This is a genomic window from Tautonia plasticadhaerens, from assembly GCF_007752535.1.
GTDB lineage: Bacteria > Planctomycetota > Planctomycetia > Isosphaerales > Isosphaeraceae > Tautonia > Tautonia plasticadhaerens.
Genome location: NZ_CP036426.1, coordinates 5,634,909 through 5,654,054, shown reverse-complemented (window position 1 = coordinate 5,654,054; position 19,146 = coordinate 5,634,909). Strand labels below are relative to the sequence as shown.

Genomic DNA, 19,146 nt, shown 5'->3' with positions numbered 1-19,146 from the left:
CCGGCCCGTCTCGACCGGCCGGCCCGTCGGATCCCCCCGAAGCCCAGTGACCGGACCGTCGGCCGAAGGTCGACGACGGGTAGGAGGCCCCCCGTGCTCCACGCCGTGATCATGGCCGGCGGCAGCGGCACCCGTTTCTGGCCCAAGAGCCGCCGCGACCGGCCCAAGCAGTTGCTCCGCCTCCACGGCGACGCGACGATGATCCAGCAGACCCTCGCCCGGGTCTCCCCCCTGATCCCCCCCGATCGGACCTGGGTCATCACCGGCGCCGACCAGGCAGAGGCCACCCGGGCCCAGCTCCCGGAGCTGCCGGCCGAGCAGGTGGTCGGCGAGCCCTGCCCCCGGGACACCGCCGCCTGCGTCGGCCTGGCCGCGGCGCTGGTCGCCGCCCGGGATCCCGAAGCGACGATGGTCGTCCTGCCGGCCGACCACGTGATCGAGCCGGTCGACGCCTTCCTCGCGTCGGTCCGGGCCGCCTCGGAGCTCGTCGAGGACGACCCCACCGCCTTCGTGACCTTCGGCATCACCCCGGACCGGCCCGAGACGGGCTACGGCTACATCGAGCGGGCCGAGCTGGTCGGCCGCCCCGGGGGGATCTCCGCCTACCGGGTCGAGCGATTCCGGGAGAAGCCCGACCGCGACACCGCCGAGCGATTCCTGGAGACCGGACGCTTCGTCTGGAACGCCGGGATCTTCATCTGGCGGGCGGGGGCGGTCCTCGACGCGCTGGCCCGGCATCGCCCCGCCCTCGCCGAGGCGATCGGCCGGGTCTCGGGCACGCTCGGCACCCCCGGGTTCCGGGAGGCCCTCGAGCGCGAGTACCCGTCGATGGAGAAGATCCCGATCGACAAGGCGGTCATGGAGCAGGCCGAGAACGTCCGGGTGCTCGAGGTCCCCTATTCCTGGAACGACGTCGGCGACTGGCGGGCATTGACGGCCCTCGTCCCCCCCGACGAGCGGGGGAACTCCACCCAGGGCCCGGTGCTCGCCCCGGGGACCTCCGACTGCATCATCGTGAGCGACGAGGGGAAGCTCATCGCCGCGCTGGGGGTCGAGGGCCTGGTCATCGTCCAGTCGGGCGGCGCGACCCTGGTCGCCCGCAAGGACCAGCTCGACCGGCTCAAGGCGATGGTCGAAGGGCTCGGCGAGGCGGGTTATGGGGGGCTGCTCTGAGGCGGCCCCCGCCCCCTCCCGTCGGGCGTTCCCGATCGATTCGGGCCGCCGGGGCTCGGCCCCTTCCGGCACGATCAACCCCCGGGTAGAGTGGGAGCCTGACGGATGTCGAAGGCTTGGCGGCTCGCCGGGGGGGCGATCGTGACAGGGACGACCGAGGCGCTGGGACGGATGATCGTGGCGGGGTTCGTCGTCGGCGCCGTCGCGCTGGCCTCGGCCCACGTCCGGGCCCAGGACATGGGCCTCGAGGGCGAATCCGCCGAGGTCGAGAGCGAGGCGACCCGACGGTTCCGGGAATTGACCGACCCGGACGCGAAGGCCGAGCGGGAGGGGGACGCCCTCAAGCCGCCCTTCGAGTTCTACCGGACCCAGGTCGCCCCGTTCGACGTGCTGACCTTCGTGAAGCCGAACCACTGGGCCTCGCTGACCCAGGAGCTGCAGGCCAACCTGTTCGACTACGAGGGCAGGCTCCGGACCGCCCCGGTCGCCCTCAGGGACATGCCGCGATCCGTCGTCTTCCGCAGGGACGCCCGGCTCGTCGAGGGTGAGCCGATGCGGCTGAGCTGGCCCGCCTTCCTGCCGATGGAGACCAAGGCGCTGGACATCGAGCTCGTCCGCCCCGGCGCGCTCCGGCCGGACGACTCGACCCAGGCCCCGCTGCTGCCGATGCCCGCCCACCAGATGCTGGTCGTCGTCCTGTCCGACGACCCGCTGATCTACGACTACTGGAAGCGCTACCAGGCCCTGGTGCCGGCGACGACCGACATGGCCGACCAGCAGCTCGTCGACCGCCGGACCTATTACCGGCTGGTCGTCCCCCAGGAGGCGAACCGGCCGAATCTCTCGTCCCACCCGTTGACCTGGACGACCATCAGCCACGTCATCTGGGACGGCTTCGACCCGAACGACCTGGACGCCGGGCAGCAGCGGGCGATGATCGACTGGCTGCACTGGGGGGGCCAGCTCGTCATCGCCGGGGGGGCCGGCGCCCCGCTTCAGCCGCTGGTCAACGTCGAGAGCTTCCTCGCCCCGTACCTGCCGGCCGAGCCCTCGGGGGAGAACCTCACGCTCGGCGAATCGGACCTCAAGGGCCTGGCCTCCCTCTACCTGCCGCCGATCTGGAAGGCGGATCGCCTGGCCAGCCCGTCGGCCGATTACTCGAACCCGATGCAGGCGCGACGGGGGGCGATCAACGACCGCCTCGGCTCGCGATACGCCCCCCCCGAGCCGATCGACCTGCCCCCCGATCGCCCGATGCAGCTGACGGGCCTCTCCCCCCTGGCCGACGACGTCCAGTGGATCACCGACGACCAGGGCCGGCGTTTCGGCGCCGAACGCCGGGTCGGGCGGGGACGCATCCTGATGCTGGGGATCGACCCGAAGGAGTCGGCCTTCCAGCGTTGGGCCGGCAACGACACGTTCATCCGCCGGGTCGTCCTGCGACGGCCCGAGGACCGCTGGAGGCCGCTCGACCCGAACGACAATTTCATGCTCTCGGGCCCCGAGCTGAGCTGGTACCGCCTGCTGGGCCGGGACCTCGAGCCAGTCCCCCCGGCCCCGATCGAGGGCGTGGACGTGGCCATGACGACGGCGGCCAACCCCTTCGGCCCCGGCCCGGTGGCCGACCCGATGCTGGAGCAGACCCCCGAGGCCCCGGTCGCCGCCTGGCTCGACTCGGCCAAGCTGCCCGCCCTGGCCCGCACGACGCTGGTGGAGGCGTCCGGCATCGAGGTGCCCGGCGCCCCGTTCGTGCTCCGGATCATCGTGGCGTACGTCGCCGCCTTGGTCCCCCTGAACTGGCTCGTCTGCCGGTTCGTGTTCCGCCGCCGGGAACTCGCCTGGGTCGTCGTCCCGCTGCTGGCCTTCGGCTTCGCCGGGGCGGTGGAGCGCGCCGCGGCGATCGACTCCGGATACGAACGGGCCTGCGACGAAATCGACCTGCTGGAGATCCAGCCCGGCTACCCCAGGGGCCACCTCAGCCGGTTCTCGGTGCTCTATTCGACCGGCCGCCAGAACTTCACCATCTCGTTCCCCGGCGAGCCGTCGGCCCTCGCGTTGCCCCTGAACGCCAACCTGACGATCCGGGGCGAACAGGTGACCGAGTCGACCTGGCAGTCGACCCCGGGCCCCGAGCTGATCGACTTCCGGGTCGAGCCCCGGAGCCTGGCGATGTTCCGGGCCGAGCAGATGATCGACCTCCGGGGGGGGATCGCCCTGCAAAGCCCCGCCGACGGCCCCCGGGCGATCGTCAACCAGACGACCCTGGAACTGCGGGACGCGGTCCTCGTCGACGTGGCCACCGGCGGACAGGGCGGGGAGAACCGCTACACGCCGATCGGCACCATCGCGCCCGGCGGGCGCGTCCCGCTGCCCGCCTCGGATGCGTCGTTCTCCGAATATCAGCCCGTCGGCTCCCCCGATCGGCCCGACTGGGCCGCCCTGGACGACTTCCTCGATCCGCTCTGCTCCTACAACTGGGGGAAGCCCGAGGACGCCGGCGAGCTGAGGCTCGTGGCCTGGGCGGCCGGGCCGATGCCGGGCCAGGAGCTGAATCCGGGCGTCGACCGCCACCGGGGGTTCACCCTGGTCGTCACCCACCTGCGATACGCCCCCCCCCCGCCGCCGGACTTGCCGATCTACACCTCCGTCGCATCGGACGCCTTCGGCGCGATCGACCCCGAGCAGGACTCCCGGGAGCCAGACCGGCCATGATCGAGGTGCGGAACTTCACGAAGCGTTACGGCGACTTCGTGGCCGTCGACGACCTCAGCTTCACCATCGGGGAGGGCGAGATCTTCGGCTTCATCGGCCCCAACGGCGCCGGCAAGAGCACGACGATCCGCTTCCTCGCCACCCTGCTGAGGCCCAGCTCCGGCGAGGGCTACATCGCCGGGCACTCGGTCGTCGACGACCCGATGGCCGTCCGCAAGCTGATCGGCTTCATGCCCGACGACTTCGGCGTCTATGACGGCATGAAGGTCTGGGAGTTCCTGGATTTCTTCGCCGTCGCCTACAAGATCCCCCGGGGTTCCCGCAAGAAGATCATCGCCGAGGTCCTGGAGCTGCTCGACCTGACCCACAAGCGGGACGACTACGTCAACGGCCTCTCCAAGGGCATGAAGCAGCGGCTATGCCTGGCCAAGACGCTGGTGCACGACCCGCCGGTCCTGATCCTCGACGAGCCGGCCTCCGGGCTCGACCCCCGCGCCCGGGCCGAGATGAAGGCGCTGCTGTCCGAGCTGCGGTCGATGGGCAAGACGATCCTCGTCTCCAGCCACATCCTGCCCGAGCTGGCCGACTTCGTCACCTCGATCGGCATCATCGAACGCGGCAAGCTGCTGGCGGCGGGCAGCGTCCAGGAGATCCAGCGGACCCTGCGGTCGCACCGCCGCCTCCAGATCCGGGTGACCGACCCGGATCTCGCGCAGGCCGAGGCGATCCTCCGGGCCGACAGCAAGGTCCGGGACATCACCAGCTACGACCACACCCTGACGGCCGAGGTCGACGGCGGCGACACCGAGATGGCCAGGCTGCTCCAGCACCTGGTCGGCTCCGGGGTGGGGGTCCAGTCCTTCTCCGAGGTCGAGATGACCCTCGACGAGGTGTTCATGACGGTCACCAAGGGCATCGTCAACTGACCGAGATCGAAGCCAATCGAGCGCGCGAGGCGAGCCTCGACCCATGATCTTCCGAGACAACCCCGTCCTCACCCGAGAGCTGCTGGTCAACCTCCGCTCCTCTCGGTCGTTCCTGCTGCAACTCGCCTACGTCGCCTTCCTCGGCGTGGTCGTCTACTTCGCCTGGCCGGCGGGGTCGGAGGCGACCAACCAGGTGGGTCCAGGCGTCTCCCAGCGCCTCTTCAACCTCTTCTTCCTTGGGCAATTCTTCCTCGTCGCGCTGGTCGCCCCCACCTTCGCCTCCGGCAGCATTTCCGGGGAGAAGGAGCGGAAGACCTACGAGATGCTGCTGGCGAGCCCCCTGGAGCCGTCGACGATCCTCGTCGGCAAGCTGCTCAGCTCGCTGACCTACCTGGTGCTGCTGATCATCTCCAGCCTGCCGCTGATGATCCTCTGCTTCCTGCTGGGCGGCATCCTGCTGTCGGAGATCACCCGGGCGTATCTCGTCCTGATCCTGGCGGCGGGGACCTTCGGCCTGATCAGCGTCGCCTGCTCCAGCTTCTTCGGGCGGACCAGCTCGGCCCTGGTGGTGAGTTACCTCGTGATCCTCCCGCTGGCGCTGGTCACGGTGACGGTGACGCAGACCGACGACGTGATCTTGCGGGATTTCGTCTCGATCGCCGTGCTGCCCCCCTGGTGCCTCGCCATCTGGGTGATCGTCGGCCTGATGATCAACCGCCGGCTGCTGTTCCCCCCCGACGTGGGGAGCGAGGGGAAGGAGGTGGTCGACGAGGAGGAGGAGATGAAGTACGCCGTCGGGGTGGTGATCGACCGCGATCTCTTCCCCGACATGCTCTTCGCCCCGGCCAAGCGCACCGACCTGATGCCCGACGGCACCAATCCCGTGCTCGACAAGGAGCTCCGCAGCGAGATCTTCAGCCAGGGGACCCTGATGCTCCGCCTGGTCATCCAGGTGAGCATGTTCCTGTCGATCCCGCTGATGGCCTACCTGCTCTTCCTCAGGCCGGAGTTGGCGGGCTACTACGTCGGCTACGTCCTCATGTTCAACCTGCTCGTCGGCCCGGTCTTCTCCTCCGGCAGCATCACCCAGGAGCGCGAGCGAAAGACGCTCGGACTGCTGCTGACGACGTTGCTACAGCCGGGGACGATCGTCATCGCCAAGCTGCTGGCCTCGGCCCGGGTGTCGACGGTCCTGACCTTCCTGCTGACCGAGCAGCTGCTGCTGGCCTACGTCCTGATCCCGGAGCTGCGGGACCGGTGGTGGACGCTGCTCATCTTCCTCACCCTGATCGCGGCGACCTGCCTGATGACCTCGTCGATCGGGCTCCTCTGCTCGGCGCTGAGCCGGAGGACGCCGGTGGCGATGGTGATGACCTATCTCGTCCTGCTCGTCCTGTTCATCGGCCCGGTCGGCCTAGTCTGGTACCTCCAGGGTTACACGACGCTGCCGGAGGAGCGGCTCGCCTCGCTGACGGTCACCAGCCCGTTCGCGGCCGCCTTCAGCATCCCGATCCCTTCGTCCGACGACGGCAAGCCCTACGTCCCGAGCTTCCTCGGCTCCACGTCGCTGGACTTGCCCGCTTCGACCGGCATCCGCGTGCCGATCTGGGCGGCGTTCCTGGCGATCACCCCGGTCTTGATCCTCGTGCTGAACGTGTTGACATACATCGCCTTCCGCCTCCGCTGGTGGAAGGCGGGGATGACGATCTGACCCGACGGGAGGTCTCACCGCCCGCCCGGCCGCCGGTCATCGTCCGGGCAATCGGCCGTCGTCGAGGTACCACATCCGGTCGGGACCCCGGGAGAGGGTCGTCTCGGCCCGGGCCGAGTGCAGGGGCCCGTCCGCCTCCCGACCCCGGAGGAAGACGGCGATCGAGTACGACGCCTCGATCGCCTCCAGACCCGCGCTCTTGTCCGCCTTGAAGTCCTCGATCCGGACGCTCAACGGCGTCAACCTGCCGACCTCGCCGGCCTTCAGCCCCGAGACGAGGCCGGCCCAGTACTCCCGGAAGGCCGGGAACGAGCCGAAGCCCGCCCCGGTACGGCCGGCCGAGCTGAGCAAGAGCCACATGCGGCGATAATGCGGGACGTGGTGCGAGAGCGCCGCATAGTAGTCGCGGATCGCATGCTCGGGCGTCATCCGGACGGGCCGTTCCAGGGTGATCGCGATCGGATACGCCAGGAGCACCGCGATCCCGAGGCCGATGAAGGCGGTCGCGATCGAGGCCGCCCAGCCCCCGAGCGACAGGGAGAGGTACGCCAACGCGGCCGTCGCCAGCAGGGCCAGGCCGATCGGGGCGAGCGTCGGCCCCCACTCGGCCATCCGGCTCCAGGGCTGGTCGACCGTCGCCGGCGACAACTCCACCTTCGGTTTCCGGGCCGGGTGCGGTCGGGGGGCCGACGGCGGGGCCTCAGTCGGCATCGGGACTTCGGGAGGGAGCGAGGCCGGCGCCTCCTCGACCGGGGAAGGACCCGGGGGCGGCCCGTGATCGGCGAGATCGTAGCCGCCCGGGTCGGGCTCCGGCCCGGCGGAGGGCTCGGGGTCGGGGCCCTGATGATCGCGGTCGTCGAAGAAGGCCGAGGCGTCGGCGATGGGGCGATCGTCCTGGGGGTCGGGCATTTCGGGGGTTCCTCCCTCGCGGTCCGGGTCCTCGGGATGGGTCGATCCGGGACCCCCGGATCGCCCGTCGCCGGCGGGGAAACTCCAGGGGGACGAGCCGGACCGTCCCGGATCCCGGGCCGATCCACAGGTCGAGCGAGGCCCGGCGCGACCAGTCGACGCCGATCGGGTTGCGGAGAACCTCGACGACGACCACGGGCCGGCCATCGGGCAGCCGGATCGGGCAGGGGACTACGACCCCCTCGCCGAGCTTCTCCCGGCAGGAGAATGTTAGGGATGGCGTCGAGGACGTCTAGCGGCTCCGCGGTCTTCGCGGGGACGACGCATCTCGGACCGATCGACCCGACGGTCGGCCGGGAGTGCTCGTGATTCGACCGGACGAGGCCCGGGGGAGTGCCAGTTCCGCTGCGGGCCCTCCTGCTTTAGAATCGCCGTGATGAACCGGATCCTCGGACTCGACTTCGGCCTGCGTCGCGTCGGCGTGGCGGTGAGCGACCCCGATCGTCGCATCGCCTCCCCGGTCGAGGTGTACGAACGCCGGGCCGATCGGGCCGATTCCGGTTATTTCCGGGCGATGGTCGAGGAGTATCGGGTCGACCGCATCGTCATCGGCCTCCCGCTGCTCGGCCACGGGGACGAGGGCCCGTCGGCGAGGCTCGCCCGGGCGTGGGGAGCGTGGCTCTCCTCCCAGACGGGCGTGCCGGTTTGGTTCGTCGACGAGCGGTATACGACGGTCGAGGCCGAGGAATTGCTCCGGTCGGGCGGCCTGAAGGCGAGCCGGAGGCGGTCCCTGCGGGACATGGTCGCGGCACAACTCTTGCTCCAGGCGTATCTCGACGCCGGTTGCCCCGAGGCCGATCCCCCCGCCTCGCCGCTCGACGACCCGGGGCAGGCCTCCGAGGAGGGCGACGTCTCGTGAGCACCCTGATCATCGGCTGCGGCTATCTCGGCGTCAGGGTCGCCCGGCGGTTGCGGGAGGACGGGCATCGCGTCTTCGGGACCACCCGCTCCCGGGCCCGGGCCGAGGCCCTGGCCGCCGAGGGGATCGAGCCGATCCTCGCCGACGTGCTCGACCGCGACTCCCTCTCTGGCCTCCCCTCGGTCGATCGGGCGTTCTACTGCGTCGGCTATGACCGGGGGTCAGGTGTGCCCATCGGGCACGTCTACGTCGACGGCCTCCGCCACGCGCTCGGCCGGCTGGCCAACCGGGCACGGCGGCTCGTCTACGCCAGCTCGACCGGCGTCTACGGCGATCACGGGGGCGGATGGATCGACGAGGAGGCCGCCCCCGACCCGGGGACCGAGTCCGGCCGGGCCTGCCTCCAGGCCGAGGCCGCGCTCCGGGAGTTTTCCCAGGAGTACACCTACCCGGCCTCGATCCTGCGGTTCTCCGGCCTCTACGGCCCGGGCCGCGTGATGCGGCGCGACGCCATCCTCGCCGGCGAGCCGATCCCCTCGGATCCCGAGGCCTACCTGAATCTCGTCCACGTCGACGACGCCGCCTCCGCGGCGGTCGCCGCATTGCGCGTCGCGAAGCCCGGCCCGCTCTACCTCGTCAGCGACGACCGGCCCGTCACCCGCGCCGAATTCTACGCCGAGTTGGCGACGCTCCTCGGCGGCCCCGAGCCCCGATTCACGACCCCCCCGGGCCGGGGACCGGTCCGGGGGGACTCGAACAAGCGCGTTTCCAATCGACGGATGAAGCGGGAACTGGGCCTGACCCTCGCCTACCCCGACGTCTCGACCGGGCTCCCCGCCGCCCTGGCCGCGGAACGGCGCGAGCGAGACGGGCCATCCGGGGCCTGACGGATCCTCGACGCGAACGACCAGGGCAATACCATGAGCGACTCCACCGCCAGGCGACCGGGCATCCTCAACGCCGTCGCCCTGTCCAGCATCCTCCTCTCCTTCCTCAATGTCGTCTGGATCGCGGTCATCGCCGCGGTCGCGGCCATCGCCGGGGTGGCGGGATGGCTGCTCGGGCCGGTGGTGGGCGCCCTCGGTTCCCTGGTCGCCGCGCTAGTCATCCTCGTCCTGGTGCTGCAATCGATCCTCAGCGTCCTGCTCTTCGCCGCCGGCTGGAAGACCTGGGGGGGCGACCCGGGGGGCCGCCCGCTCCACCTGGCCTGGGCCTGGACGACCGTGGTGCTCGACTTGGTCGATCTCGCCTTCACCGCCGGGATTGACGGCGGGGCCTGGATTCGCTTAATCTATGCTATTGGCCTCATCATGGTGATGAACCGAGATGATGTTCGCGCCTACTTTGATCATTACCCCGGTCGGCCCTCCCAGGCGAAACCTGCGGCGCGGGACGATTGGTCGTGATTGATGGGTTCCCCGGACCCCGAGTCGAAGCCGCGTGAGCAGATTCGCTCGCCCTCGAGGGTAGTTGGCTCCCCAATCGGGTTCCGTGGCTCATGCCACCGGGCGATCGTTGCCTCCCGAATCCTCGCCTCATCGGGATCAACCCGAGACTGCCCGATTCCTAGGCAGGGGATGCATCCCGGTGGCAATTTGACAGGGACGATTTCTCGTTCTTTCAATCCTGGGGTCGCGGTCCGAGAAATCTCGACCGCCGCAACCCGCGTTTTTCCAGCAAGAACCGGCGATTCACCCGGTCGATCCCGGTTTCCGTGAACCCGGTTCGCGGTTTTGGCATCCGGTTTTCGTTGGCAGTCCAATGTTTTCATCCCCGATGAACGCCCTGCGCCCCAAATCACACTCCGGAGGACGATCGGAAGGTCGCATGGTCATGGGTAGCCCTGGTGAACATCCCGATCGCGTCGAGCAGCTCCGGAATCTGATGGAGCGTCTCAGCGCCCCCGAGCTGACGCTGGTCGAGGCGAAGGCCCTCCGGCCTTGCCTGTCGGACCTCCTGGATTCCGGGCTACCGAGCAGGGACGCCTCGAAGGCCACGGGCCGGTCGAGCATGGCGCCCCGGCCGGAATGCTGAATCCTTCGGCCGAAGCGCGCCCGGAGGCGACCGGGACTTGATCCTCGCCATCCGCATCGGTTAAACCGGAGTCGAACCGCGATCCGCCGCGGACGCCCCATCGACCCCGACCGAGCGAGGCCCGCGACCCACCCCCGATCGATCGTCGGTCGATCGTTCCGCGCCTACGCCTCGGCGAAGAGGCATCGCCGATCATGACCCGATCCGTCCGGCTCCCGGTCGCCCTGGCGATCCTGGCCCTCGGGCCGTCCTCTCCTGCGCAGGAGTTCCCCGAACCCTATGACTCGCAGGACCCCGGGGCCGGGCTGCCCTCCGCCGCCGAGGCCCTGGAGGGGATGCGCCTCCCCGAAGGGTTCCGGGCGACCCTCTTCGCCGCCGAGCCCGACGTCCGGCAGCCGATCGCCCTGGCGACCGACCCCAGGGGACGGCTCTGGGTCGCCGAGAACTACACCTACGCCGAGCACGAGCGGAATTTCGACACCGACCTGCGAGACCGGATCCTGATCCTCGACGACCTCGACCGCGACGGGCGATTCGATCGCCGGACGGTCTTCTGGGACCGGGGTGTCCGGCTCTCCAGCGTGGAGGTCGGCTTCGGCGGCGTCTGGGCCCTCTGCGCCCCGTACCTGCTCTTCATCCCCGACCGGGACGGCGACGACCGCCCCGACGGCGAGCCGGTCGTGGTGCTCGACGGCTGGGATGCCGACACGATCCGCCACAACCTCGTCAACGGGCTCCGATGGGGCCCGGACGGCTGGCTCTATGGCCGGCACGGCATCCAGGCCACCTCGCTCGTCGGCCCCCCGGGCGCGGCCGAGTCCGACCGGGTCGCCATGAACTGCGGCGTCTGGCGCTATCACCCCACCCGGAAGGTCTTCGAGGTCGTCTCCCGGGGCACCACCAACCCGTGGGGCATGGACTGGGACGAGCGCGGCCAGCTCTTCTTCATCAATACCGTCATCCCCCACCTCTGGCACGCCATCCCCGGTTCCTATTACGAGCGGATGTACGGCGAGCACGCCAACCCCCACCTGTATGCCCTGATGGGACAGACCGCCGACCACGTGCACTGGGATACCCGGGAGTCGTGGGACTTCATCCGCGAGGGGGGGGTCTCCGACACCACCGACCGGGCCGGGGGCGGGCACGCCCATTCCGGCATGCTGATCTACCAGGGGGACGACTGGCCCGAGGAGTATCGCGGTGACGTCCTCGCGCTGAATTTCCACGGCCGTCGGATCAACCGGGACCGTCTCGAACGCTTCGGCGCCACCTACGCGGCCCGCCACCTGCCGGATCCGGTCCGCTGGTCCGACCCCTGGTTCCGGGGCGTCGAGCTGGTCTCGGGCCACGACGGGTCGGTCTTCGTCGCCGACTGGTCCGACACCGGCGAGTGCCACGAGAACGACGGCGTCCACCGCTCCTCGGGCCGAATCTACAAGATTTCCTTCGGCGATCCCGAGGTGCCGGCCGTCCCCGACGTCTCGGCGGTCGACGACCGGGGGTTGGTCGAACTCCTCGGCCACCCGAACGCCTGGTACGCCCGGCAGGCGAGGCGGATCCTCCAGGAGCGGGCTCACGCCGGTCTCGACCTCTCCGCCATCGCCGACGACTTGCAGGGCTCGGTCGAGGCGTCGCCCGACGAGGTCCTGCGGCTGCGGGCGCTCTGGTCCCTGTTCGGCATCGGCGGGACGACCGAGGAGTGGATCCGATCGCTGCTCGACGACCCCGACGAGCACGTCCGGACCTGGGCCGTCCGGCTCCTGGTCGACCGCGGCCCCCCCTCGGGCGAGACGATCGATGCGTTCGAGCGACTGACCGAGCGTGAGGAGTCGGGCCTGGTGCTGACCTACCTCGCGTCGAGCCTGCAACGGTTGCCGGTCGGGCGTCGCTGGCCGATCGCCGAGTCGATCGCCTCGAAGTCTGCCTTCGCCGACGACCCGGTCCTCCCGCTGATGCTCTGGTACGGGATCGAGCCGGCCGTGCCGGGGGACCCCGACCGGGCCTGCTCGGTCGCCGGTTCGGCCCGGTTCGGCCCGGTCTCCCGGTTCATCGCCCGGCGGCTGACCGCCGAGATGGCCGATCGGCCCGAGGCGGCCGCCCCGATCGTCGCCCTCCTGGGACGCACCGAGGATCCGGGGATCCGGTTCGACCTGCTGTCCGGCATGGCGGACGCCCTCCGGGGCCTCCGGCGGGCCGAGCCCCCCCCGGGCTGGGCCGAGGCGTCCGAGTCGCTGTCGGCGTCGGAGGATGCCGAGGTCCGCCGGCTCACCCGAGAGCTCGCCGTCGTCTTCGGCGACGGGAGGGCGATGGAGGAACTCCGGGCGATCGCCTCGGATCCGGACGCCGATCCCTCGGCCCGGAGGGATGCGATCGGTGCGATGGTCCGGGGACGGGCCGAAGGCCTGTTCGAACTGCTCGGCGGCCTGCTCTCGGAGCGAGACTTGGCGACGGACGCCGTCCGGGGGCTGGCGACCCTGGACGACCCGGAGACCGTCCCGCTGCTGCTCGATCGGATCGGCCGGCTCCAGCCCGGGCCGAGGCGTGAGGCCCTCAACGCCCTCGCCTCGAGGCCCGAGTCAGCCTCAGCGATGCTCGACGCGGTCGAGGCCGGGCGGATCGACCGGGAGGAGTTCTCGGCCTTCCTCGTCCGGCAGCTCCGGACGCTGGGCGACCCTACGCTTGAGCGTCGGGTCGCCGCGATCTGGCCCGAGTATCGCCCGATCTCCGAGGCGGCCTCGGTGCGGATCGCCTCCTACCGGCTCGCCATGACCCCGGAGCGGCTGGCCGGGGCCGACCCTTCGAACGGACGCTCGGTGTTCTCGAAGACCTGCTCGCAGTGCCACGTCCTCTTCGGCGACGGGGGGAAGGTCGGCCCCGAGCTGACCGGCGCCCAGCGGGGAGACCTCGGCTACCTCCTCGAGAACCTCGTCGACCCCGGGGCCACCCTCGGCGAGGACTACCGCATGACCGTCTTCGCCCTCGCCGACGGCCGGGTCGTCAACGGCCTGGTCGCGGAACAATCGGATCGGACCGTCACCATCCAGACCCCGACCGAGCGGATCGTCGTTCCCCGGGACGAGATCGAGGACCGGCGCAAGTCCGACCAGTCGCTGATGCCCGAGGGGCTGCTCGACCCGCTCTCCGAGGCGGAGGTCGCCGACCTGATCCGATACCTCCAGGGCCCCGGCCAGGTCCCACTTCCCGAGGGACAGCCCGCCTCATCCCCCTGAACGGCCCGACCCCGCGGCTTCCGCCTCCCGGGCGTGGCGTGCGGCCCCACCCGGGCGTATCGTCGGGGGATGCGACCGGAGGTCGCCACCCGAGGTGAGAGGGCTCCCCATGAAGATCGCGATCCTGACCAACGAGTACCCGCCGCATATCTACGGCGGGGCCGGGGTCCACGTCGAGTACCTGACCCGGGCCCTGACCCGGGTCGAGCCCGGCCACCATTCCGTGCAGGTGCTCTGCTTCGGCGAGCAGTCGTTCCGGGATGGGAACCTCTCGGTCAAGGGGATCGAGCCGGACACCTCGATCCCCTTTCGGGACCCCCGGCACAAGAAGTTCAACGAGACGATGGGCCGCAACCTGATCATGGCCGGGATGCTGGAGGACGTCGACGTCGTCCATTGCCACACCTGGTACAGCCACCTCGCCGGCTGCCTGGTGAAGCAACTCTCCGGCGCGAAGCTCGTGCTGACCACCCACTCGCTGGAGCCGCACCGCCCCTGGAAGCGGGAACAGCTCGGCACCGCCTACGACGCCAGCACCTGGGTGGAGCGCACCGCCTACCAGAACGCCGACGGGGTGATCGCCGTCTCGGAGTCGATGAAGTCCGACGTGAACGAGCTCTACGGCGTCCCCTTCGAGAAGATCCGGGTCATCCACAACGGGATCGATCTCGACCAGTACCACCCGACGATCGACCCGGCAGTGCTCGACCGCTACGGCATCGACCGCTCCCGCCCCTTCGTCCTCTTCGTCGGCCGGATCACCCGGCAGAAGGGGATCATCCACCTGGTCGACGCGATCGCGCACCTCAAGTCCGACGTCCAGGTCGTCCTCTGCGCCGGCGCCCCGGACACGGAGGAGATCGGCCAGGAGATGGCGGAGCACGTCGAGAAGGCCCGGGCCGAGGCCCGTTGTCCGATCCTCTGGATCCCCAAGGTCCTGCCCAAGGAAGAGATCATCGCCCTGTATTCCCAGGCGGCGTTGTTCGTTTGCCCCTCGGTCTACGAGCCGTTCGGGATCATCAACCTGGAGGCGATGGCCTGCGGGACCCCGGTGGTCGCCTCGGCCGTCGGCGGGATCATGGAAGTGGTCGTCCCCGATCGGACCGGCCTGCTCGTCCCGTTCGAGCCACGGGGCGAGGGGGACACCCACCCCCACGAGCCGAAGGACCCCGCCCGGTTCGCCGCCGACCTGGCCTCTGCCATCGACCAGCTCCTCGGTGACCCCGCCCGGCTCCGGGAGATGGGGGAGCGGAGCCGGGAGCGGGTCGAGCACTACTTCAGCTGGACGAGCGTCGCCCGATGGACCATGGACTTCTACTGGGACCTCGTCCAGGCCTGAGGATTCCCATCGGGAGGTCGGGCATCAGGTCGGGGGATTTGGCGGGCGGGAGCCGCCGCGCGGGAAGCACTTCGGTTCGATCACCCACCCGACGATCTTCTCGACCCTCAGCCCCTCGCCGGCCGGGCCGGTCGCTCTTCGCCCCGGAGCAGCGCCGCCCCGAACGTGAAGCCGGCGCCGAAGGCGGTCAGGCCGATCGATCGGGGCAGGGCCCCCCGGGAGGCGAGGTCGGCCAGCGCCAGCGGGATGCTCGACGACGACGTGTTGCCCACATCCCTGAGGTGGACGAAGGCCCGACCCGGGTCGAGCCCCAGCCTCATCCGGATGTCGTTGATGATCCGAGCGTTGGCCTGGTGGGGCACGATAAGGTCGAGCTCGCCGGGGGAGACGCCATCGGCCTCGCAGGCGGACCCGAGCAGGGAGATCATGCGGCGGACCGCCTCGGCATAGACCCGGAGGCCGTCCATCGCCAGGAAGCCATCTCCACCGGCGGGCACCCGGAGGATCTCCCCAGGCTCTCCCCGGGAGGAGAGGACCGGCCTCCGGAGCCTCCCCAGCGTTGGGACGCCTCCCGGAGGGGCGTCCGGGCCGAGGACGACGGTGGCGGTCGCGGCGTCGCCGAAGAGGATAGCGGTGTCGAAGTCGCCGGGATCGGCCAGGGGGGAGAGGGCCTCGGCCGTCAGGAGCAAGACCCGGGAGTCCGGCCGAGCCTGGGTGAAGTCGAAGGCGTTGGCCAGGCCGAACAGGTACCCGGAGCAGGCGGCGGCCAGGTCATACGCCGGGACCTCGGGCTTCGTCCCGGTCGCCTCTCCCAGGGCGTGGAGCACCCGGCAGGCCAGCGACGGGGAGATCACCCCGGGCGTCCCGGTGCAGCAGATTATTAGGTCGAGATCCGTCGGGGAAAGTCCGGCGACGTCGAGCGCCGCCCGGGCCGCGGCCTCGGCGAGCGACTGTGCCGACTCCCCCGGGCCGAGCCGCCTCCGGGACGCGATGCCGGTCCGCTTGAGGATGTCGGCCTCGGTCCACCCGGGTAATCTCGCGAGGAGGTCGGCGTTGCGGACGACCGCCGACCCGAGGCAAACGCTCGGGACGCCGAGCCTGATGGTCGCGTCGACCGTCGAGGTGCCGGTGACGATCGCCGAGGGGGCTCGCCGCCGGAGGACCGGGCGTCCGTGTTCCTCCCGGGTCGGCCGACGGCGGGGGAGCCCGGACGGCGTCGAGCTCGCCTCGATTTCCAGCAGGGGGGATCCGACCCGGACGGCCTCCCCCTCGGCGGCGGAAAGCCGGGAGACCTGGCCGTCGATCGGGGAGACGAAGTCGAAGACGGCCTTGTCGGCGACGAGTTCGGCGATCGGCTCGCCCGATCGGACCGAGTCCCCGGGGCGGACCTTCCAGGAGAGCACGGTCACCGACTCGTCCGCAGGGCTGGTCCCCCTCGCCTCGATGGTCGTCGCCCGTGAGCCCACGCCGACGCCCCCGAGGTCCCAGCTCAATTCCAGGCCGAGCAGCCCCGCCGCGGCTTCCAACGTTCGCCGGAACGACGGCAGAATCTCGAGCTGCGCCGAGAAGTTGCAGGGGATGTACGTGTCCGGCCTGGCGACCCGACGGCACCGGACCGCGGGCCCGACCGACTCGGCCACGTCGGCGACCACCTCGGCACCGAAGCCGACGGTGAGGTTGTCCTCGTGGACCACCAGGAGCCGGCCGGTCCGTCGGGCGGAGTCCCGGACGGCGTCCCGGTCCCAGGGGGAGAGCGACCGGAGGTCGATCACCTCGACCCCGAGGCCGACCTGATCGGCGATCGCGTCGGCCACCTTCTCCGCGAGGGCAACCGTCGCCCCCCAGCAGACAAGGGTCAGGTCGTCCCCGCGTCGGGCGTACCGTGCCCGGCCGGGCAGGGCGAGCTGCCCGATCACGTCGGCCGAGGTGGTGCGGTCCCGGTCGTTTAGCGCAATCTTCGGGTAGAAGAGGATCGTCGGCCGGCCGGATTCGAAGGCGGCGTTGAGCAACCCGGCGGCATCCGGGGCGGTCGAGGGCATGAACACGTCCACACCCGGGACGTGGGCCGCGAGCGACTCCATCGTCTGCGCGTGGAACGGGCCCAGGCCGGGCCGGTAGCCGCCGCAGGCGACCATGAGGATGACCGGGCACGAGAAGGTGCCCGCGCTCCGCCACCAGAGGCTCCCCAGCTCGGAGTGGATCTGATTGAACGCAACCGGCAGGAAGTCGGCGAACTGGAGGAAGGCCACCGGCCGCTCCCCGACCATCGCCCGGCCGATCGCCCCGCCGACGATGGTCGACTCCGCCAGCGCCGCATTCAGTACCCGGCCCGGGAACGCCGTGCTCAGGCCCCGGGTCACGCCGAAGACGTCCCCCTTGGGGTCCTCGATGTCCTGGCCGCAGAGCGTCACCCTGGGGTCGCTCGCCAGGCGATGCCGGAGCACCGCTCGGATCGCCTCCAGCATCGTCAGCCGGTCGCCCCCCGGGGTGCCGCGGTATTCCCGTTCGGGGTCGAGCAGCGGGGGAGGGAGCGGGGCCTTGGCGTCCGGGACGGGGTCCGGGTCGGGGGAGGCGAGGGCGGCCTCGACGGCGACCCTCACCGAGGAATCCGCCTCCTCGTCGATCCTCCCCAGCGTGCCGGCCGGGATCCCGCCCTCGATCAGGCGTCGCCGCAGGTTCGCCAGCGGATCACCCAGCCGACGGGCCCGATCGACCTCCTCGGCCGAACGATAGACCCGGTCGTCGTCGGCGTTCGTATGGCTCGTCAGCCGGTCGACCGAGACGACGACGATCGCGGGGCGGCGATCGCCCCTCATCCGGGAGACGACCGGGGCGAGGCCCTCGAACAGCCCGATCGGATCCCGGCCGTCCAGGCGATGGATCGGCAGCCCCTGGTGATGCGTCGGCGGGTCATAACCATCGGGGAGCGAGTAGAAGGTCTTCCCGGCGGTCCGGGTCGAGATCGACAGGCCGTTGTCCTCGACCAGGAAGAGGACCGGCAGCGAGCGCCGGACGGCCTCGGCGATCGCCTCCAGCACCTCCCCTTCCTGGGAGGCGCCGTCCCCCATCGAGCAGAGGACGACCGGCCGGCCGGGCCGGTCGACCACGGCGGCGGCCACCCCCACGGCCTGCGGGGCGTGGTTGCCGACCGGGACGTTCTGGCAGAGGATCTTCAGGGCCGGGTCGCCCACGAACGGCGTCATCTGGCGGCCGGCGGAGGGGGAGTCGGCGCCGGCCACCACGTTGTGCAGCAGGGCCGAGGGGGAGAGCCCCCGGGCGATCCAGAGGGCCTTGTCACGATAGTGCAGGTGCAGCCAATCGTCGTCCGTCAGCAGCCTGGCGAGGACGGCCATCGCCTCGTGGCCGGTGCAGGGGCAGGAGAAGAAGGCCAGGCCCCGGGAGGTGAGGTCGGCCTCAGCGGCGTCGACCCGACGCGCGAGGGCCATCGCCCGGTAGGTGTCGAGCCAGTCGGCCTCACCGATCGGGGCGACCCGGTCCGTGAATCGACGATGGGCGACGTCCGGGGTGGTCGCCCGGCTCCGATCCTGCTGATTCATGTGCATCCCTGGGCCGGATCGATCCGGACTGGCCGGGTGTGTGACGCCGGGCCTTCCGGCCGGCCGGACGAGACGTGTCCGCGTTCGAATGCTCGTACCCGGGGCACGTCGGGCGGTCAGGCCGCCCGGGGCCGGACCTGACGTGCCAGCTCGGTCATCAGGTCGGAGACGACCTCGAAGCCCGGGACCGCGTCCAGGTCCAGTTCGATCGCGTGTTCGTCCTGCAGGTGCATCATGACGGCGACCAGGTCGAGCGAATCCAGGGACAGGTCCTCGACCAGCCTCGAATGGGGATCGATGGCGAGGTCCCGGGCGACCTCGCTGCAGCTCCGGATCGCCCCGCTGACGGAGCTCAACAAGTCCTGATCGCTCACGGGTCACCCCCCAACGCCCCGGCAGCCCAGCGGCCCCCGGCCGCTCCGGGCCGCGAAGGCGACCGACCCGCACCGCCTGCCGGCCGCCCGTCGCCTCGGTCGAGTCGCCCACCGGACGGCTTCCCCAGGAACATCGGATCGGGGGAGGATCCCACTTGAACGCTTGGCGTCGCCCGGCGGCCGACGCCTCGGTCCATGCGGCAATCGGAGCGATCCGGCCTCTCCCCGGCACCCGGCGACACGCCCAGGGGGTTCGATC

The 19,146-nt window shown here is 70.8% G+C and carries 13 protein-coding genes; 10 read left to right on the top strand and 3 right to left on the bottom strand.

The window, feature by feature from the left end; translation table 11 throughout:
- Positions 1 to 93: 93 nt before the first annotated feature.
- The 4 genes from ElP_RS22645 (at position 94) to ElP_RS22630 (ending at position 6,522) form a co-directional block, all read left to right on the top strand.
- Positions 94 to 1,173, top strand: a complete 1,080-nt coding sequence (locus tag ElP_RS22645) for a mannose-1-phosphate guanylyltransferase (RefSeq protein ID WP_145273413.1) — start codon at positions 94 to 96, stop codon at positions 1,171 to 1,173.
- A 105-nt stretch (positions 1,174 to 1,278) separates the two neighbouring features.
- The gene (locus ElP_RS22640; RefSeq protein WP_145273410.1) at positions 1,279 to 3,885 is read left to right on the top strand and encodes a hypothetical protein; all 2,607 of its coding nucleotides are present in this window, start codon (positions 1,279 to 1,281) and stop codon (positions 3,883 to 3,885) included.
- Positions 3,882 to 4,811: an ABC transporter ATP-binding protein gene (locus tag ElP_RS22635; protein ID WP_145273407.1), complete on the top strand. Its 930-nt coding sequence runs from the start codon at positions 3,882 to 3,884 to the stop codon at positions 4,809 to 4,811. Before ElP_RS22640 ends, ElP_RS22635 begins: the two co-directional genes overlap by 4 nt.
- Positions 4,812 to 4,854: 43 nt before the next feature.
- Complete coding sequence (locus ElP_RS22630; RefSeq protein ID WP_145273404.1) at positions 4,855 to 6,522, top strand: ABC transporter permease; 1,668 nt, start codon at positions 4,855 to 4,857, stop codon at positions 6,520 to 6,522.
- A 36-nt stretch (positions 6,523 to 6,558) separates the two neighbouring features.
- On the opposite strand, the gene ElP_RS22625 is transcribed toward ElP_RS22630, so the two are convergent.
- Positions 6,559 to 7,431, bottom strand: coding sequence for a hypothetical protein (locus ElP_RS22625; protein ID WP_145273401.1), 873 nt, complete (start codon positions 7,429 to 7,431; stop codon positions 6,559 to 6,561).
- 436 nt (positions 7,432 to 7,867) lie between these two features.
- Here ElP_RS22625 and ruvX point away from each other — a divergent pair, with 436 nt between their 5' ends.
- The 6 genes from ruvX (at position 7,868) to glgA (ending at position 14,956) form a co-directional block, all read left to right on the top strand.
- Positions 7,868 to 8,350, top strand: coding sequence for a Holliday junction resolvase RuvX (gene ruvX / locus ElP_RS22620; protein ID WP_145273398.1), 483 nt, complete (start codon positions 7,868 to 7,870; stop codon positions 8,348 to 8,350).
- On the top strand, positions 8,347 to 9,237 hold the full coding sequence (locus tag ElP_RS22615) for an SDR family oxidoreductase (RefSeq protein ID WP_231749218.1): 891 nt from the start codon (positions 8,347 to 8,349) through the stop codon (positions 9,235 to 9,237). Before ruvX ends, ElP_RS22615 begins: the two co-directional genes overlap by 4 nt.
- A gap of 33 nt (positions 9,238 to 9,270) precedes the next feature.
- A complete protein-coding gene (locus tag ElP_RS22610; RefSeq protein ID WP_145273392.1) occupies positions 9,271 to 9,756 on the top strand; it encodes a hypothetical protein in 486 nt (161 codons plus the stop codon).
- Positions 9,757 to 10,183: 427 nt separating this feature from the next.
- Complete coding sequence (locus tag ElP_RS22605; RefSeq protein WP_145273389.1) at positions 10,184 to 10,384, top strand: hypothetical protein; 201 nt, start codon at positions 10,184 to 10,186, stop codon at positions 10,382 to 10,384.
- Between the two features lie 194 nt (positions 10,385 to 10,578).
- Positions 10,579 to 13,617 carry a PVC-type heme-binding CxxCH protein gene (locus ElP_RS22600; protein WP_145273386.1) on the top strand — a complete coding sequence of 1,013 codons (3,039 nt, stop codon included), beginning with the start codon at positions 10,579 to 10,581 and terminating at the stop codon, positions 13,615 to 13,617.
- A 109-nt stretch (positions 13,618 to 13,726) separates the two neighbouring features.
- Positions 13,727 to 14,956 (top strand): glycogen synthase, encoded by a 1,230-nt coding sequence (gene glgA, locus ElP_RS22595; protein WP_145273383.1) that lies wholly within the window; start codon positions 13,727 to 13,729, stop codon positions 14,954 to 14,956.
- Positions 14,957 to 15,063: 107 nt separating this feature from the next.
- On the opposite strand, the gene ElP_RS22590 is transcribed toward glgA, so the two are convergent.
- Both ElP_RS22590 and ElP_RS22585 read right to left on the bottom strand, forming a co-directional pair.
- The gene (locus ElP_RS22590; RefSeq protein WP_145273380.1) at positions 15,064 to 18,513 is read right to left on the bottom strand and encodes a thiamine pyrophosphate-dependent enzyme; all 3,450 of its coding nucleotides are present in this window, start codon (positions 18,511 to 18,513) and stop codon (positions 15,064 to 15,066) included.
- Between the two features lie 116 nt (positions 18,514 to 18,629).
- Entirely contained in the window at positions 18,630 to 18,887 is a 258-nt protein-coding gene (locus ElP_RS22585) for a phosphopantetheine-binding protein (protein ID WP_145273377.1), read from the bottom strand.
- Between the last annotated feature and the right edge of the window lie 259 nt (positions 18,888 to 19,146).

What these genes read in the sequence shown, in the direction of transcription:
- ElP_RS22640 (WP_145273410.1), top strand. Translation starts at nt 1,279, where the DNA reads ATGTCGAAGGCTTGGCGGCTCGCCGGGGGGGCGATCGTGACAGGGACG.
- ElP_RS22635 (WP_145273407.1), top strand. Translation starts at nt 3,882, where the DNA reads ATGATCGAGGTGCGGAACTTCACGAAGCGTTACGGCGACTTCGTGGCC.
- ElP_RS22630 (WP_145273404.1), top strand. Translation starts at nt 4,855, where the DNA reads ATGATCTTCCGAGACAACCCCGTCCTCACCCGAGAGCTGCTGGTCAAC.
- ElP_RS22625 (WP_145273401.1), bottom strand. Translation starts at nt 7,431, where the DNA reads ATGCCCGACCCCCAGGACGATCGCCCCATCGCCGACGCCTCGGCCTTC.
- ruvX (WP_145273398.1), top strand. Translation starts at nt 7,868, where the DNA reads ATGAACCGGATCCTCGGACTCGACTTCGGCCTGCGTCGCGTCGGCGTG.
- ElP_RS22610 (WP_145273392.1), top strand. Translation starts at nt 9,271, where the DNA reads ATGAGCGACTCCACCGCCAGGCGACCGGGCATCCTCAACGCCGTCGCC.
- ElP_RS22605 (WP_145273389.1), top strand. Translation starts at nt 10,184, where the DNA reads ATGGGTAGCCCTGGTGAACATCCCGATCGCGTCGAGCAGCTCCGGAAT.
- ElP_RS22600 (WP_145273386.1), top strand. Translation starts at nt 10,579, where the DNA reads ATGACCCGATCCGTCCGGCTCCCGGTCGCCCTGGCGATCCTGGCCCTC.
- glgA (WP_145273383.1), top strand. Translation starts at nt 13,727, where the DNA reads ATGAAGATCGCGATCCTGACCAACGAGTACCCGCCGCATATCTACGGC.
- ElP_RS22590 (WP_145273380.1), bottom strand. Translation starts at nt 18,513, where the DNA reads ATGAATCAGCAGGATCGGAGCCGGGCGACCACCCCGGACGTCGCCCAT.